At 46.1% G+C, this 17,313-nt stretch carries 12 protein-coding genes and 1 pseudogene; 3 read left to right on the top strand and 10 right to left on the bottom strand.

Annotation, left to right across the window (positions count from 1 at the left end):
• The 10 genes and pseudogenes from mobV to I6E49_RS12890 all read right to left on the bottom strand — a co-directional run.
• A partial coding sequence (gene mobV / locus I6E49_RS12935) for a MobV family relaxase (protein ID WP_235402846.1) occupies positions 1-1,276 on the bottom strand: 1,276 nt, incomplete at its 3' end.
• A gap of 189 nt (positions 1,277-1,465) precedes the next feature.
• The gene (locus I6E49_RS12930) at positions 1,466-2,488 is read right to left on the bottom strand and encodes a DUF6371 domain-containing protein (RefSeq protein WP_235402845.1); all 1,023 of its coding nucleotides are present in this window, start codon (positions 2,486-2,488) and stop codon (positions 1,466-1,468) included.
• Between the two features lie 122 nt (positions 2,489-2,610).
• Positions 2,611-3,975, bottom strand: a complete 1,365-nt coding sequence (locus I6E49_RS12925; protein ID WP_122119312.1) for a DUF3987 domain-containing protein — start codon at positions 3,973-3,975, stop codon at positions 2,611-2,613.
• 4 nt (positions 3,976-3,979) lie between these two features.
• Entirely contained in the window at positions 3,980-4,351 is a 372-nt protein-coding gene (locus I6E49_RS12920; protein WP_011107180.1) for a helix-turn-helix domain-containing protein, read from the bottom strand.
• 108 nt (positions 4,352-4,459) lie between these two features.
• Complete coding sequence (locus I6E49_RS12915) at positions 4,460-5,227, bottom strand: hypothetical protein (RefSeq protein WP_235402843.1); 768 nt, start codon at positions 5,225-5,227, stop codon at positions 4,460-4,462.
• 366 nt (positions 5,228-5,593) lie between these two features.
• A complete protein-coding gene (locus tag I6E49_RS12910) occupies positions 5,594-6,715 on the bottom strand; it encodes a site-specific integrase (protein WP_094466428.1) in 1,122 nt (373 codons plus the stop codon).
• A 128-nt stretch (positions 6,716-6,843) separates the two neighbouring features.
• Positions 6,844-7,794, bottom strand: a pseudogene (locus I6E49_RS12905) (helix-turn-helix domain-containing protein).
• Positions 7,795-8,142: 348 nt separating this feature from the next.
• The gene (locus I6E49_RS12900) at positions 8,143-8,523 is read right to left on the bottom strand and encodes a leucine-rich repeat protein (RefSeq protein WP_235402841.1); all 381 of its coding nucleotides are present in this window, start codon (positions 8,521-8,523) and stop codon (positions 8,143-8,145) included.
• A gap of 293 nt (positions 8,524-8,816) precedes the next feature.
• Entirely contained in the window at positions 8,817-9,680 is an 864-nt protein-coding gene (locus tag I6E49_RS12895; RefSeq protein WP_235402839.1) for a nucleotidyl transferase AbiEii/AbiGii toxin family protein, read from the bottom strand.
• Positions 9,677-10,261: a type IV toxin-antitoxin system AbiEi family antitoxin domain-containing protein gene (locus I6E49_RS12890; RefSeq protein ID WP_235402837.1), complete on the bottom strand. Its 585-nt coding sequence runs from the start codon at positions 10,259-10,261 to the stop codon at positions 9,677-9,679. The genes I6E49_RS12895 and I6E49_RS12890 overlap by 4 nt, the downstream gene beginning before the upstream one ends.
• 811 nt (positions 10,262-11,072) lie before the next feature.
• Between I6E49_RS12890 and hflX the strand changes: the two genes are divergently transcribed.
• From hflX to I6E49_RS12875, 3 genes are read left to right on the top strand one after another with little or no spacing between them, the layout of a single operon-like run.
• Positions 11,073-12,317 carry a GTPase HflX gene (gene hflX / locus I6E49_RS12885; protein WP_235394314.1) on the top strand — a complete coding sequence of 415 codons (1,245 nt, stop codon included), beginning with the start codon at positions 11,073-11,075 and terminating at the stop codon, positions 12,315-12,317.
• Positions 12,318-12,362: 45 nt separating this feature from the next.
• Positions 12,363-14,216 (top strand): DUF4954 family protein, encoded by a 1,854-nt coding sequence (locus I6E49_RS12880; protein ID WP_235394315.1) that lies wholly within the window; start codon positions 12,363-12,365, stop codon positions 14,214-14,216.
• A gap of 47 nt (positions 14,217-14,263) precedes the next feature.
• On the top strand, positions 14,264-17,167 hold the full coding sequence (locus tag I6E49_RS12875; protein ID WP_235402836.1) for a M16 family metallopeptidase: 2,904 nt from the start codon (positions 14,264-14,266) through the stop codon (positions 17,165-17,167).
• Positions 17,168-17,313: the final 146 nt, after the last annotated feature.

The raw sequence follows: 17,313 nt of genomic DNA, 5'->3' as shown, positions 1-17,313 counted from the left end.
GCGCATCATTCTCGGCACGAAGTGACTTGTTCTCCTCTATCTGCTTATTGAGATTCTGCATATAGTAAGTGTATGTCTTGTTGACAGACTTGCGTACACCTTCATTCTGTTTGTCACGTTCTGCATTGATGGCTACGACAAGAGCTTTGATAGCTGCGTTGATGTTGTTTACACGCTCCTCACGCCATGCCTTTTGTCCGATAAGAGTAGGAATAGGGATGGCAAGTTCTTTCTTTACGGCATTCATCGCTTCTTGAACAGGAACCTTGATGTTGAGAAAAGGAATGGTCAGCTCCTTCTTGTCGATTGTGGCAAGCACAGCATATTTCTCCACTTTGTCAAGAGCAACTTTCGCCTGACGTTCCGCCTCAAGTACCACCTTGTTTTTGTGCTTGCGTCCCCGTTTCTCTTCCTCTGAAAGTTCATCATAGGAGAAACCTCTTGCCAAGCCATACTTATGACCTACCTTGTTGTAATAGTCGGTATGAAGTTGTGATAAATACTGTGACTTATCCTTTGCTCGCTCTCCCCACACTTTGGCATAAGAGACCCTTTCAACAACACCCTTTGCAACTTCCGATTTTGTGAAGTTGTCACGTTCTTCTTTTGGAAGTGCTCTCCATTCCTTTGTAGAGAGAACCTTTTCTGGATTATCCTTGTGGATATACTTGCTTCCGACGCGCCCACGTTGTTTTACTTGTTCAACAGGCACGGTCTGCACATGGGCATGGATGCTTGTCTCATCACAATGCACATCAAAGCTGATGACATTCTCTTCTCCCCATTTCTCACATGCAAAGCGGTAGGTGTCCAATGCCCAGTCATAGATGCCTTTTTGTAATGTCACCTTGCTGTGGTCAGCATTTGGATCTGACGTGTTGAGTTTCTTTTCACCAAAGGCAAGCCTGTTAAGCACATCATGGTCACCACTGAAGATGATGCCGACAGTGCAGTTCGGACTGTTCCTTGAAACTTGGTCGGGACGCTTGGCATCCATATATGGCTTGAAGCCAAGTTCATCAAGTCTGTGCTGCAAGCGTTCATGCAACGGCACAGACTGGGAACCAAGAGGCACAATCTTTCCACCCTTGACTATCTCAAAGTTGAGTCTCTTGCGTGAGTAGTTATAATGGTTGTTCTTGTCTATGTCTGCGTTTTTTAGTTGGTAACGCTTCTCGTCCCAACCTCTGCGTTCCGCCTCGTTGCCCACTTGGGAAGAGAACGATTTCTTGTCTGTGCCTACATGGATGGCGGCACGTGGTATGTTTCTTTCCATAAGAATCTTGTTTGAGTTTGTAACATTGTTATAGTATGACTGGTGACAGGTCTCGGGCGGAGCTTGAGCATAATAGAAGGACTTTTTAAGTGAACAGCGTCAGCAGGTGAATCTAAAAGTCCCTATTATGTTTAGGACTTTTGTGAAAGTCCGTCACGCAAGCGTGCCCGCAGATCCTTACCCACTCTGCTATGACTCTTCCACCAACACCAACCCAAGACTGTCTATCAGATGTTGGAGTGGCGGATGTTGCTTTATCAGCCTTTGTAGCGCCATCTGCGGTGTTTCCGTCATCAGCAGGAAGTCGGCAATGTCAAGACCATTGGCTTTCTGTTCCTCGGTGGCATTGTCTTCCAAGATACTGCTGACAAGAACTTGCTTGCATTTTGATTGTAGCAATGGAAGTTTGCTTTTCCACTTATCCGTTGCCCCAAGGTCTGGAACCAAAACAACCTCCCGACCGCTTAGGACTTCGACTGCATCTTTATTGAAACATCCGTTCATGCCTCCAGTAGCCAACCATACGAAATCAGATATGAAGTGGGTGGCAATGATGGCTGTCTTTTCGCTCTCCACGATGGCTATTGTCTTGGTCGTGGTTTTATCTGTCAACAGATGTTCGCCAAAGAAGCACTGCCGAAGTGTAAAGTCAGGCAGTTTCAGTTCCGAGTGTACCCAAGTCACCAGGCTGTGGGGTTCCTTGATGCGGTGTCCTGTCTTGTCATCATACTTCATTATCTTGCCAGTGCGCACATTCCCATTGACATCTATCTGCCAAAAGATAGTTGAACCGCCCCATTTCTTTGAAGTGCCGACCTTGTACAAGGCAAACAGCCGTTCTGTCTCCTCTTTGCCAAAGACCGTTGAAATGTATCGGTACAAAGGATTGACATAATAGCCATGCAGTGTTTGCTCCACCAGCTTGCTATCAATGAAAGTTGGAAGAGTTTTCTCTTTCCTGCACTCTTTGATTGGTGTTTTATATCTCCAATCATCATTGCAGTTGGCATCGGGATTGTCCTTGAAATAATCAGATGGAGAATAATGGTAGCCACAACTCTGTTCATGGTCACAACGCCCCACATTGTCAGGGAATACAATCTGTCCTTCCTCGTCAATATATCTTGCAAAGCAACGCTTACGTCCACATTGAGGGCAAGCATATCGGTTGCCCTGCTTGTATTTCTGTAGATGGAATCTATACTCACTCATAAGGCTATGCACTTGTTGCACCTTGCACTTTCTGCACTTTTGCACTTGTTTGGCATAAAATGCAGCATCTTTTGTGCAAGAGTGCAAGAAGTGCAAAGTGCAAACGGTGCAAGGTGGTGGTTCTACTTCTGTACTTTCTCATAATTGCCTTGCTTGTCTTTGATGATAAAGTTTCTCTGACAGAAGTCTTTGAGCATATACATGACAGTACGTCTTGCAAAACCGAAATCCGCTCCAGCCTTTACTGCTTCAGCAGTTACGAACTTATTTCCCAACGAGTCAAGTACCTGTTTCTTCACAGGGTCGGTAGCCTCGGTTAAAACGAGGTCATCCATCCTTTTGTATGACTTCTCAAAGTAATCGCTCATCCGTATGGCTGCATTCACGGACTCCGCATCAACAAAATCCTTGTGAGACTCATCACAAGCCCAACGGAACAGTTGGAATATCAAGGCAAGCCGAGCCGTGTTCAAAGGAACTTTTGCAGCACGTGAGTCTATCATTTTTTCATCCGTAATGGCATTCTGCCGTTCAATGTCCTCATTCTGCCAATCATAGAATATATCAATGGCTTCATCAGAGAAGTCAAGAACATTGAAGATGCCTTCCGTAAAAGGAAGAGCCACAGCCTTGTCTATGATCTCTTTCCATACGCGGAATGGTCTTTCAATGATTGCAGCATCTTGTTTTGGAACCTTAACCCAAGGAGCAATCTTCAAACCTTTTGGGTATGTGATCAGGAAACGGTCAAGAAAACCATTCTTCTTGAATCCCATATCATAAAGTTCATGCACAATACCAGTCTGGATAGTTCCTACAATCTGTATGCAAGGATAGTCAATACGTAAAGGACAATCAAGATTACAACGAGATACATCTACTGGCAAGCCATTGTGAGCCGACAGCATCTGTTGTACAAAAGAACTGTTGTTGTATCGGTTGATGGTGTTGAACAGCCCCATTATCTCATCCACCACAACTGCCACACCTCTGAGGTTGGCATCGTGATTGCGCATCAGAATCTCTGGCGTGAAGTCATTCATGATATTCTTATGCAGGACTGGTACTGGAGGTAACGATTCCCATTCCGTCCGTTTTTTGCCCTTGTTTCTCTCCACAATGGCTGCATACTCATTCTTTAGAGCCTTGAACTTATGGTGCTCCTCAGTATCAATGTCGTGCAACGGCTTGTAGGCAAAGTTCAAAGGTGGAGTCTTGCCGACTCCTGGTCTGCCAACAAGAATGACATATAGGATAGGTGAAGTAATCCAATTGCCTTTAATCCGGATATAGCAGGAGTTGCCGACGGCTGCTGCCATAGCGGATATAAGGGAAGTAGCGGTAAACTCAATGGAATAGTTCTCCGTCCTTGCCAAATCAAGAATCATCTGCTGCATCTTCTGGGGGAATACGTCAAGCGGAATTCCAGAAGTGGCTACGCCCGAAGCCTCCGAGCGTAGCTTGTTACAAATTTCAAGCGCATCCATGACATTACCAGTTTAAGGGTTTCGGCTTGCGCTTGTTTCCTGCAAGAATGGCTGCGTTCTCCTCCTCTGCCGTGAGAGGTACAGGATTCTTGCGGTTAGTCTCCAGCCACTTGTCAAGTTCATCTTGATAAAGGCAGTAACGCTTGCCTGGCTTGGTGGCGGGAATGCTGCCGTTTCCAAGTTTCATGTAGAGAGTAGCCATCGGCATTTTGAGATATGCCGATGCTTCCTCTACACTCATGGGTATGTGCGTGTTCGCCTTGTGTGGCTTGTTCTGTGATTGCAGACTGACGATCATCTGCTTCATGCCCACCACTTCATCCCGAAGCTGGGCAACGACCATTGGAAGGTCGTTGAAAGTTAATTCCTTATTCATTCTGATACTTTGTTAATAACTGGTGCAAAGGAACAGAATGATGCTTCCGTTACTGAGGTTCGTGACAGTCATTTGTCATTCACGAAGGAATAACTCTAACAATGGGGATTATTCGGGAGTTTCCTCCTTCACATCATGGAAATCATATCCACCATTGATAGGCTCATCAATAGGAATGACATCATTGGAGCATGGTGCTTTCAGGTTCTTCAATGTGCTGTAGTCCAAACCTTCAAACGGCTTGGGAAATAAAGCCTTGACAAAGGCTATTCGCATTGCCATTGTGTAATCACGTTTACCCAAACGTTCTGCGATATTCCACACGAAGTGCCTTAAAGGGATATTTTCTACATTCTCTTTGAAACGGTTTATTGCTGTCGGGGTATAGTTGGTGTCGTTGCTCCATTCCTTGACAGCCTCTATCACCTTATTCAAATCTTCCTCATACAGAAACCTTGACATGGTACGGTGCACATAGTCAAGTACAGCTCTCGTTCGTTTTTCCTTTTCCTCCTGCGCTTCTTTTTCTTGTGCCTCTACACACTTGGCATAGTCCTCATGACTGTATTTTACAGACTCGGTTTGTGGTAATGTTTGCTTTGGCTGTTCTTGTTCTATTGCTGGCTCTGCTTCTACAACGTTTTTCTTTGTCTTGCTGTTGTTACCAATGGTCATCAGTTCATAGGGATAATTCACCATGGAAATGAATATCGCCCAAAGCAGGATATTGCTTCCTACAAAGATGATTGACTCGACAAACAGACTTTGGTGAAAGTCATTGCCTACATACATAGCCACGACAAGAGAGATGGCGAGAATTGCTGTACCAACAAAAGCGTAGAGGGTACAATCTGAAGTTGTCTTGTTTACTGTCATTATTGTATTCGTTTTATTGTTATTCATTCAAAAACTTCCACAAAGTTAGATGCAGAAGCATGTAAAAACCGCATTTACGTTCTCTGGCACTCTTTCTTTTACGCTTTATTAGCGTTCTAATATGATATCATACTCTGAATCATACTTTAAACTGCTCGTTAGTGTCAGTTGCTGCTAATTGCTGACTACAAAGGTAAGGGCAAAGAAAAGGGATATTTGCAGTTCCTCTTTAATATCAACAGAAATTGGAATGTATTTGTTGAATTGGTTCTATCCACAATCATAAATAGAACCAACAAAATGAGAAAAGGACTATTGGAACACTATCATTCCAACAGTCCTTTTCTGTGTGTTATTGTCAAATGGTTACTTCTTCAAGGTGATACAGCCAACCGAAGCACGTTTCTGAGCATCCGAAATCTTGGCATACACTTCTGTCGTTGCCACATTCTTGTGACCGAGATAACGCTGCACTACGGCAATACTGGTTCCTGCATCCAACTGGAGACAGGCAAAGCTGTGGCGTGAGCAATGATAGGAGATATGCTTGGTAATCCCTGCATCTTTCAACCAATTCTTCAGCGGTGCCTGTGTCATGGAGTCTTTGAAATCGGGGAACACCTTGCCTCGTTTATCCGGTGAATAGCCTATCAGTTCCAAGGCTTCCTCACTGATTGGGTTATGCACGATGTCCTTTGTCTTCTGCATTCGTGTGGTGACATACATCACACCATCGCTGCCGTATGGCTGTATCTCCTCCCAAGTGAGTTTCTTGATGTCGCTCTTTCTCAATGCCGTAAGACAAGAGAACAGGAAGGCTCGCTTCAAGGCAGGAGCAGAGCATGGTGTGGATGCCAAGCGGATAACCTCGTCCTGTGAAAGATGCTCCTTGTCAGTCGGGATTGTCTCGATACGTTCCAAGAAACCATTTGGATTCTCCTTTATCTTGCGGTCACGATAGGCTGTGTGGATTGAAGCACGGAAAGTTGACCAGTAGTTGGCTGCCGAGTTGATATGCAGCTTTCTGTTCTTATGCAGTCCCTGTGGTGCTGTCAGCAGATACTCACGAAATCTGTTGCACAAGTCCACGTTTATCTCCCCGAAGGTACACTTGCCTTGCGTGAAGGTACGAAAGTGCATATAGACGTGCTGCCACTTGGAGTTCTTCTTGTCTGCCAGTTTCTTGAAGTAGGCGAGGAAATCTCCTTTCATCTTCTCCTTGTCGAAGAAATCATAACGCTCGTTGACGATAGCCTCAAAGCGACGGCAGCGTATCGCCTCGGCTCTTGCCGTAAGGTTGAGGTTGTACTTCTGTTCTGTCTGGTTCTTCGGCTTGGCATAGATGTAGATGCCAAGCGACTCATGGCGGATGACTTTCATCGTGCTCTCGTCACGATAGCCTGGATAATAGTCAAGATAATAGGACAGCATGTGTCCGTCCTTGATTTTGCGTGTACGCAATGATACGGTCTTGCAAATGTTGCTCATAACTGATATGTATTATTGATGATTATTCGTGGTGAAGTGTCTCTTCACGGCTGCAAAGAAATAAAATGATGCATCCGTGACTCCAATTATTCATAGTAACTGATGGATAATGCTGAAATCATTTGCTTTCACAGTCCTTTAGCAGCTCTTTCTGCCATTGCACGCTCCACATCCGTCTTCAAAAGCAGGTTCTTTACACCCACTTTTACCTTGCTGATATGATGCACTCTTACGATATGGCAAATGTTGGCACTCGTCAGACCATACAACTGTTGCACCTGTTCGGTGGTATAATAGTTGTCATCGTTCATGAGGTCAGTCCTGCGCAGTTCTTCAAGATGTTCCTTGGAATAATAGGTACGACCATACTCACGTTTGGTCGGTATCTTATGGCGGTAGGTGTATGCCCTGAGTGCCGACTTGCTCATGCTAAAGGCTTCCTCTACATCATCAGCGGTCACCCATTCCGTGATGCTGTTGATGTCAACGGCAGTACCGAAGAACTCATCAATATGCCGTTTGCTGTAATAGTTCTTGCCAGCGATACGGCACATCGGTATCTGGTTGCGCTTGGCAGAGGTGTAGAGTCAAGACTTCTTGACCTTATAAATGGACATCACTTCCTCGCCCGAATAATAGTCAAGCACCTCATTCTCCTCTTTCCCTTTTGTTGATTCCAGGTTTTGTGTTGGCTTTTCTGCTTTTGCCTTTTTACTGGGCTTGCTCTTGCTGGCAGGAATCACACGCTTGTAGGGATTACCCTCAAACATCTTCTCTATATCAGTCTTTCTTACGAATGCCATTCGGCTGCTCAATCTTGATGCCTTCAACTTGCCGTTAGCCACAAGTTTGTAGATATACTGTCGGGTGCATCCCATCAGCACAGCTGCCTTTGAGAATGTAAGATACTCCTGATGTTGCAGATCCATGATTGGCTCAATACCGTTAATCAAGTCCTGCTGTCTTTTCTTCCTAAGACGTTTTGCCTCTGCCTGACATTCCTCGGAACAGTATTTCTGCATACCGCTTCTTGGCACGAATGTCTTGCCACAAAATTCACATTTTCTTGTCGGTCTCATACTCTTTGATATTGCATTGTTCAAATTCATTTGAGTATTCCACTGATGGAGTAAACGGAAGTGAACCATTGACAACCTTTGTCAACCCTGTCCACGATATTACGCTTTTTGCCTATCAGCTTCAAATCTGTCCTTCATCGTAACCACTTGTAAACCCTTGTCAACTACGTTCACGATATGACAAAATAAAAGCTCCGCAAATTCTCCACGGTAGAAATACGCTGCAAAAATATGTGGAAAATCGGGAACTGCCAAAAAGCACTCAGAAAGTGTTAAAAATCAAAGAGTATTGAAAATCAAGACTTTATGGTTAGTTAGTCATAGTAAGTTATGGTTAGTTATAAGGCTCTAAATACAGTACTCAAAGCAACTGTTACCCAAAGAAGTTACAGAAGAAGGGATTATGATGCTCTTCAATCCGTCGCAATCCTTAAATGCATTACTTCCAAAAGCAGTAACGGGATATTCCACTCCATCGCTTGCCTTTATCTTTTCCGGCACAACGATATTGCCTGAATACTTTTCGTCACCATTGTTTGCTGCGAGTGTTGCTGTCTTGACATCGGAATCTATCAGATAGCGTAAACCGTCGATAGTCTCGAAGCCGGATTGGGCATAGGTATTACTTGTGGCTAAGATAGCGATAACCACCAAAAGAACAAGGCTCTTAAGTGAGCCGAAACGTTCCTTATTCAATAAAGACGAGGAAAACGATCTGTTGATAATCATATAGTGAAAAAGTTAGTATTTATAAACGTTCTATTACACGATGCAAAAGTAAATAAAATAAAACAGAACAGGCAGACAAACCTATAATAAAATTTGCACGGGACATCTTTTCTGCAAATTAAGAGGGTGTGCAAAACCCTCGTCAGTCTCGCTTCTTTTTCTTCTTTGGGTAAGGTATCGCAGGCAAAAGAGTTTCAATAATCTCAATAATCTCAATTGCCTTGTCACTATGCTCTATATCAAGAATATAGTGTTCTTTGGCACCATCCAAAATCAAATGTGCCCTTTCGCTATCATCCTAATGTTTCTTTGTTCCAATATGCCTGTAGGTTCTCTTTGATGCACTTCATCACAACTGAAAAGTCTATCTGCTCTTTCCAACGTATCTTTTTCAAGAATGCTTTCCACCAAATATTGCGTGTGGCATCCGTTGCAAACTTGTCTGTGAAAAGGGCAAGGTTCTCTCGGTAAGGAGTATTCCTGTTCTTAAACGTACCGACAATGGCTTCCGCAAGAAGTTCCTTGTCTATCTCATGGTTGGTGAACAACTGATACACATCAAAGAAATCTTTCATGCGGCTATTGCTTTCGTCACGGTCAACCATTGCATGAAACTTCTCTGCTATCAAAGTTTCCAATGAATAGGCATACAGTTCCACGGCAGGAACATCTGGTAACAACAACGGATAGTCTAATGACAGAGGATAAGGTGTTACAACATCACCGAAGCCTATGTCAACTGACACTTGTTGCACTATTGTGTCTAAGTGTGCTACCACTTTTACACAAGTGCCTGGGTATTTCTTTTCAACGGCTATTGGCTCCAATTCAAGTGAAGTTGCATCGAATGTAACTCCATCGTCCTCACATTCAATGGCGCACACTTTTTGAAAAACCTCTTTTAGGTTATCTCTGTCATTGTTGATGCGTTCTCCCAACAGATCAATGTCAATGGTTGGACGAGCCTTGAACCCATCCAAGGCAAACAATAGCGAACTGCCTTTCAGAAGAAAGTGGCTCTTGTAAGGACTTGCAGAGATACGGAACAACAAGCGTTCATGCAAGTATCTAACCAACACTTTCATATACTCTTGCTTCTCCTCTTTGGCGAGGTTCAACAAACGTGTCCTAATGGACTTCCCTATATTCTTTGTCATAGTCTTGTCTCCAAATATGTAGTCATTATATTTTTCACTCTTAGTTTCTGTGCGTATTCATGGAGTAGAGATATATTGCGGTTCTCCTTTTTGAGATAGTTGTCTATCACCTCACCGCACACATCAAACCCTATCTTGTTTCGGTACTTAACAGCATCACAGACCGTTCGCTCCATATCTGTAATGAGTACATCATAACCAGATATACTCTTTTTGATTATACCAAACTCCAAATTCTCCTTTTTCCAATAATAGAGATCAATAGGAGGATAGTCTGGCAAACGCACCTTTCGCTTGGCTTCAATGGCTATGCAAGTAGCGGAAGGCACTTGTGTGGAAAGTCCATAATGAGCAAAAGCACTATACAAGCAAAGCACCCCATGCGGAACTATACGTTCCACATCTATCATGTTGTTTGCCAACGCAGACATTTCCACATAGACACCATTACGAAGTCGCATAAGCGTTCCATCTTCTATTGCACGGCGAAGCTGCTCATATTCACCACGGCTTTTCACTTCACCTGTGGTTATGAACCCACCTCGCTGTTTTAGCGTGTCAAAGACTGTATTTCTATCCATGTTATTCTTATTTGCGTTCAAAGATACAACTACTTGTTGAGAATAAAGAATGTTTCGTGTTAAAAGTTACGGAGAATACGAATAATATCCGTAACATTTTACGTTTTCATCAAACTTTGACCGTTTGCCTTACAAGTCACCTTACATTCATATGGCTATGTTCTACATACTTTGAGTATTCCACCTATGGAGTAAAAGGAAGTGAACCTTTGATTTGTACGGAACATCTTTTCTGCTAATTAAGCAAGCTTTCACCCTCGCCACTATCCTATATTTGCATTTTCAACCGCTCAAAACTGCGAGTTGAACGCACAAGGAAATCTTTGGTTCGAAATTCTTGAGTTTTGAGCGGTTTGAGTTATAACGTTAATACACAGCAAGTTACATAAGAATCAGTTTCAATACGCATAAAGCTGTTGCGCTGAAACGACTCTATTTTGCAGCAAAAGGAGTACAATTGCACTCCATTTACTGTACTATTGCGCTTCAAATGCAGCACTATTGGAATGTAAAAGGGGTACATTTGAAGAGCAAAAGGGGTACATTGGCAGGGCAAAAGGGGTAAGATTGAAGAAAGGAATGGCTTCCGGCGACAAACAAAGCATAAAAAACCACTCAGCAAAACTCTAGAATCACTTTTCATTTTGTAACAATTTCTTACCGTCTGTATTATATTTGTATAGCATCCCGAACGCATCCCGAACGAACTATATCAACAAAAATGGGCGGCACTAAGCAAATTGACATTCAGCAAATTGCGGATGTGAAGTATTTTGTATAATTTTGTATTTTAAAAGATTATACATACTGGATGAAAGAATTTGTAATATCAGAAGTTAAGGCGGAAACCGCCATACTCGTTGGACTTATCACTAAGGACCAGGACGAGGCAAAGACCAAAGAATATCTCGACGAACTGGAATTCCTCGCCGACACAGCAGGTGCCGTTACCGTGAAGCGGTTTACGCAGCGCGTGGGCGGACCGAGCCAGGTTACTTACGTGGGTTCGGGCAAGCTGGAGGAGATAGCCCAGTATATAAAGGACGAAGAGGATGCCGAACGCCCCGTGGGAATGGTTATCTTTGACGACGAACTCTCTGCCAAACAGATACGCAACATTGAGAAGGAGCTGGGCGTGAAGATTCTCGACCGCACATCGCTCATTCTTGACATATTCGCCATGCGTGCTCAGACGGCTGCCGCCAAGACTCAGGTGGAGCTGGCTCAATACCGCTATATGCTTCCGCGATTGCAACGTCTGTGGACTCACCTTGAGCGACAAGGAGGCGGCTCTGGTTCGGGTGGCGGCAAGGGTAGTGTGGGATTGCGTGGACCGGGTGAGACGCAGCTCGAAATGGACCGCCGTATCATCCTCAACCGCATCACCCTGCTAAAGCAACGACTGCTGGAAATAGACAAGCAGAAGACTACACAACGCAAGAACCGCGGACGCATGATACGTGTGGCTCTTGTGGGATATACCAACGTGGGCAAGTCGACCATCATGAACCTGCTGTCGAAGAGCGAGGTGTTTGCAGAAAACAAGCTGTTCGCTACGCTCGATACTACCGTGCGCAAGGTGGTGATTGACAATCTGCCCTTCCTGCTGGCTGATACAGTAGGATTCATACGCAAGTTGCCTACCGACCTTGTAGACTCGTTCAAGTCGACTCTTGACGAGGTGCGCGAAGCCGACCTGCTGCTGCACGTAGTAGACATTTCACATCCCGACTTTGAGGAGCAGATAAATGTAGTGGAGAATACTCTGAAGGACTTGGGCTGCGCCGACAAGCCGTCGATGATTGTGTTCAACAAGATTGACAACTATTCGTGGACCGAAAAGGAGGAGGACGACCTTACTCCTGCCACCAAGGAGAACATCACACTCGACGAACTGAAGCGCACATGGATGGCACGCCTCAACGAAAACTGCATGTTCATATCGGCAAAGGAAAAGGAGAATATAGACGAGTTCCGCGAAACAATATACAAGAAGGTGCGCGAACTGCACGTACAGAAATATCCGTACAACGACTTCCTGTATGAGGTGGAATAAAAGGAGGCAACACCACACCATAATAATCTTTTAGAACAAAACGACATGGGAAAAAGAAACTTAACCGACAACGAAATTTCAGCTCTCCAAGCCAATAGCTGCTGGGCAGAGGACTGGCAACGAATTGAAGTGAGCGACGATTTCAAGCCAAACTTCTTCCACCGTGTAATGTTCTACGGCAACATAAGCCTCGGAGCATTCAACAACAACGTGGAGGTAAGCCGCGGCTTCATGAAACACTCAGGCGTGAACAACGCCACATTGCGTAATGTGACCATTGGCGACAACTGCCTCATCGAGAACATCTCGGGATTTATCAACAACTACGTCATTGGCAACGACTGCATCATTTCAAACGTATGCACCATGGAGACTACCGACGGAGCCACTTATGGCGAAGGCAACCTCATTTCGGTACTCAACGAGGTGGGCGAAGGCAACTTGATACTCTATCACGGACTGACAAGTCAGGTGGCTGCGCTAATGGTGAAGCATTTCCACAACCGTGCTTTGAAGGATGCCATACGCCGACTGATACGTGAGGAGATAGAACGTACATCGCCCGAAATGGCTACGATAGGCAATAGGGTGAAGATAGTAAACACCAAGGAGATAACCAATACAGTAATATACGACGACTGCGAGATTTCGGGAGCTTCGCGACTGAGCGACTGCACCATAATGAGCAACAGCAACGCTTCTGTCTACATCGGCACGGGCGTGATTTGCGAGAACTCTATCATCAGCGACGGATCGTCTATCATCAATAGCGTGAAGATGCAGGACTGCTTCGTGGGCGAGGCGTGCAAGCTGAGCAACGGATTTACGGCTGCCGGAAGCGTGTTCTTCGCCAACTCGTATATGTCGAACGGCGAGGCGTGCGCAGCATTCTGCGGTCCGTTCACAGCATCACATCACAAGAGCTCGCTGCTCATTGGCGGACAGTTCTCGTTCTACAACGCAGGCTCAGCCACCAACTTCTCCAACCATGCCTATAAGATGGGACCCATGCACTACGGCACCCTGGAGCGCGGAACCAAGACTGCCAGCGGTGCCTACATACTGATGCCGGCACACATAGGAGCCTTCTCGGTGTGCTTCGGCAAACTGATGTATCATCCCGACACACGCTCGCTGCCCTTCTCTTATCTCATTGCCTACAACGACACCATGTATCTTGTGCCGGGACGCAACCTCACTACAGTTGGCCTATACCGCGACATACGCAAATGGCCCAAGCGCGACATGCGACCCGACGGCGCACGCAAGAGCATAGTCAACTTCGACTGGCTGTCGCCTTTTACCGTAGGCGAGATTCTGCGTGGCAAGAAAATACTGGAAGATCTGCGCGAAGCTTCGGGCGAAGACGTTTCGACATACAACTATCACGAATATGTCATCAAGAACTCGTCGCTGCGCAAGGGCATCAAATACTACGACATTGCTCTGCGTATATACATGGGTGCCGTGCTAAAACGCCACGCTCCCGTAGAACCAACCACAACTGTGGGCACAGGATCGTGGACCGACATCTCAGGTCTGCTGCTGCCCGAATCGGAAGAACAACGCATTATTGACGACATCATATCGGGCGACATAGACACGACTGAGGCTCTGACCGAACGTTTCGAACAGATTAATGCTATGTACTCTGAGTATCGTTGGGCATGGTCGTATCGCATGATTATGGACTACTATGGTTTTACATCGCTTACAGAGGAGAATGTGGAGCGCGTCAAGAGCGACTACATCACAGCCCGCCGGGCATGGATAGCCGAAATAAAGAAGGACGCAGCAAAGGAATACAAGTTGGGCGACGTTGAAGAGGAAGTATTACGCAACTTCAACGAACAGCTTGACAAGGAAGTGGACTTCGAAAACCAAAAGCTATATATGTAATAATTCGTATATAATAATGTATATATAACAAATTTCACAACAATAAAATGAAATTCAAATCTCTAATTGTTGCCTCATTCCTGCTGTTGGGATTTGGCAGCCAGGCATCAGCCTACAACTACGAGACCGTTAAGGGCGACCCGATGCAGACCCGCATCTACACCCTGCCCAACGGACTTAAGATTTATCTGTCGGTAAATAAGGAGCAGCCGCGCATACAGACGTACATAGCCGTGCGTACGGGTTCGCGCAACGACCCTGCCGAGACTACCGGTCTTGCCCACTATCTGGAGCACCTGATGTTTAAGGGTACCCACCAGTTCGGCACATCCGACTATGCCAAGGAAAAGCCTTATCTCGACGACATTGAGCGCCGATATGAGCACTACCGCACAGTAACCGACCCTGCCCAGCGCCGAGTGCTGTATCACGAGATTGACTCGGTATCGCAGATTGCAGCCAAATACTTCATCCCTAACGAGTACGACAAGCTGATGTCGTCAATAGGAGCCAACGGCACCAATGCCTATACCTCTACCGACGTGACTTGCTATGTGGAGAACATTCCGTCGAACGAGGTGGAAAACTGGGCACGCATTCAGGGCGACCGCTTCCAGAATATGGTCATCCGTGGTTTTCATACTGAGCTTGAGGCTGTGTACGAGGAGTTCAACATCTCGCTGACCAACGACACACGCAAGGAGTTTGCTGCCATAGGCAAGCTGCTCTTCCCTACCCACCCCTACGGCACACAGACCACTATCGGAACCCAGGAGCATCTGAAGAACCCGTCAATCACCAATATCAAGAACTATTTCCACCACTACTATGTGCCCAACAACGTGGCAATATGTATGGCTGGCGACTTCGACCCCGACAAGGTAGTGGCTACTATCGACAAGTATTTCGGTTCGTGGAAGAAGAGCGACAACGTTGTCTATCCACAGTTCCCCATGCAGAAGAATCTTACATCGCCTGCCAGTTCAACCGTTATAGGCAAAGAGGCTGATAACATCATGATGGCATGGAAGATGGATGGCGCAGCAACTCTGCAGAACGATACGCTTGAGGTGATTTCGTCTATTCTGAACAACGGCAAGGCAGGACTGCTCGACCTTAACATCAATCAGCCCATGCGTTGCCAGGCTGCCCAGGCTTTCAACTATGCCATGCGCGACTACTCGCAGTTCATCATAGCCGGAATGCCTAACGAGGGTCAGAGTCTTGACGAAGTGAAGAACCTCATCCTTGCCGAAATAGAGAAGCTGAAGAAGGGAGAATTCAGCGACAAGCTGCTGCCTGCTATCGTCAACAACATGAAACTCGAATTCCTGCAATCGCTTGACGACAACGAGAAGCGTGCCGACGCTTATGTCAACACATTCGTCAACGGACGCGACTGGCAGACTGAGGTAAAGAAGTTCGACCGCATTGCCGCTATGACCAAGCAGCAGATTGTAGACTTCGCACGCCGCCACTTCACCGACGGATATGCCATCGTGTACAAGAAGCAGGGCGAAGACGCCTCGCAGAAGAAGATTGACAAGCCTTCAATCACAGCCATTCCTACCAACCGCGACATGCAGAGCGCATTTGTCAAGGAGATAAAGGACTCGAAGGTGGAGCCTATCCAGCCGCGATTCCTCGACTTCAAGACCGACTTCACACAGACCAAGACCAAACGTGCGCTGCCCGTTTACTACATTCAGAACAAGCAGAACCAGCTGTTCAATCTGGCTTACTACTTCGAGATGGGCGAAGAAGCCAACAAGTGGCTGCCTTATGCCAAGAACTACTTCGACTATCTCGGCACCGACAAGATGTCGGCTAAGCAGGTGCAGGAGCGTTTCTATCAGCTGGCATGCAAGTACAACATAAGCGTAAGCAATAGCAATATGGTCATCTCGCTCCGTGGATTGGGCGAAAACATGCAGGAGGCTATGACCCTTATGGAGAACGTCATCAACCACGCCAAGGTCGACCGCAACGCTTACCGCAAGTTTGTTGAGCAGGAACTCAAGTCGCGTCGCGACAACAAGCTCAGCCAGAAGGCCAACTTCCGTGCTCTGCAGCAGTATGGCGAATTCGGTGCTTACAACTCATTCCGCAACATACCCGACAGTGCCGAACTCGTGAACGCCAATCCGCAGACTCTCGTCGACATGATTGGCAATCTGAAGAACTACAAGCACAGCATCGTCTACTACGGTCCGCTGAGCGAGAAGCAGCTCGTAGCCACTATCGACAAGAATCATGCTGTGGCTAAGTCGCCGGCTGATGTTCCTGCAGGCCGTCCATACACAATGCAACAGACCCCTGCCAACGAGATATGGATTGCACCCTACGAGGCAAAGAACATATATATGGTGCAGTATCACAACGAGGGACAGAAGTGGAACCCGGAGGATGAAGCCAAGATTGAAGTGTTCAACGAGTACTTCGGTGGTGGCATGAACGGAGTGGTATTCCAGGAGTTGCGCGAAAGCCGCGGACTTGCTTATAGCGCATTTGCCAACTACGCCACACCACGTCGCAAGGGCAATCCTAACTACGCTTTCACCTACATCATCTCACAAAACGACAAGATGATGGACTGCATCCGCGTGTTCAGCAACATCCTCGACACTCTGCCGCAGACTCCAGCTGCCTTCGAACTGGCAAAGCAGGCTACAATAAAGCGCATCGCTTCAGAGCGTATCACCAAGGACGACATCATCTACTCGTATCTCGCAGCCAAGCAGCGTGGCATCGACTACGACTTGCGTCGCAAGGTATACGAGCAGCTGCCTACATTGACTCTCGAAGACATCGTGAAGTTTGAAAACGAAAACATGGCTCGCAAGCCGTGGCGCTACCTCATCCTCGGCGATGAGAAGAACCTCGACATCAAGTCTCTTGAGAAAATAGCTCCAATCAAGCGTATTTCTACTGAAGAGATTTTCGGATATTAAATAAAAAAGAGGGAGCCTCAAAAGTCACAGCAACACGCCCCGAAGAGGGCAGAAGCACATAGCCCAGGGCACCGCCCTACCCTTTATACACATCTTTTGTTCTTTGAAATCATTGGAATTCTGTATATTTGTCAGATGAAAAGTTC

It is taken from the genome of Leyella stercorea (assembly GCF_021531655.1).
This window is presented reverse-complemented; position numbering and strand designations above follow the sequence as displayed.

Excerpts from the sequence above, each read along its gene's own strand:
- I6E49_RS12930 (WP_235402845.1), bottom strand. The coding sequence starts at position 2,488 with ATGAGTGAGTATAGATTCCATCTACAGAAATACAAGCAGGGCAACCGA.
- I6E49_RS12925 (WP_122119312.1), bottom strand. The coding sequence starts at position 3,975 with ATGGATGCGCTTGAAATTTGTAACAAGCTACGCTCGGAGGCTTCGGGC.
- I6E49_RS12920 (WP_011107180.1), bottom strand. The coding sequence starts at position 4,351 with ATGAATAAGGAATTAACTTTCAACGACCTTCCAATGGTCGTTGCCCAG.
- I6E49_RS12915 (WP_235402843.1), bottom strand. The coding sequence starts at position 5,227 with ATGACAGTAAACAAGACAACTTCAGATTGTACCCTCTACGCTTTTGTT.
- I6E49_RS12910 (WP_094466428.1), bottom strand. The coding sequence starts at position 6,715 with ATGAGCAACATTTGCAAGACCGTATCATTGCGTACACGCAAAATCAAG.
- I6E49_RS12900 (WP_235402841.1), bottom strand. The coding sequence starts at position 8,523 with ATGATTATCAACAGATCGTTTTCCTCGTCTTTATTGAATAAGGAACGT.
- I6E49_RS12895 (WP_235402839.1), bottom strand. The coding sequence starts at position 9,680 with ATGACAAAGAATATAGGGAAGTCCATTAGGACACGTTTGTTGAACCTC.
- I6E49_RS12890 (WP_235402837.1), bottom strand. The coding sequence starts at position 10,261 with ATGGATAGAAATACAGTCTTTGACACGCTAAAACAGCGAGGTGGGTTC.
- hflX (WP_235394314.1), top strand. The coding sequence starts at position 11,073 with ATGAAAGAATTTGTAATATCAGAAGTTAAGGCGGAAACCGCCATACTC.
- I6E49_RS12880 (WP_235394315.1), top strand. The coding sequence starts at position 12,363 with ATGGGAAAAAGAAACTTAACCGACAACGAAATTTCAGCTCTCCAAGCC.
- I6E49_RS12875 (WP_235402836.1), top strand. The coding sequence starts at position 14,264 with ATGAAATTCAAATCTCTAATTGTTGCCTCATTCCTGCTGTTGGGATTT.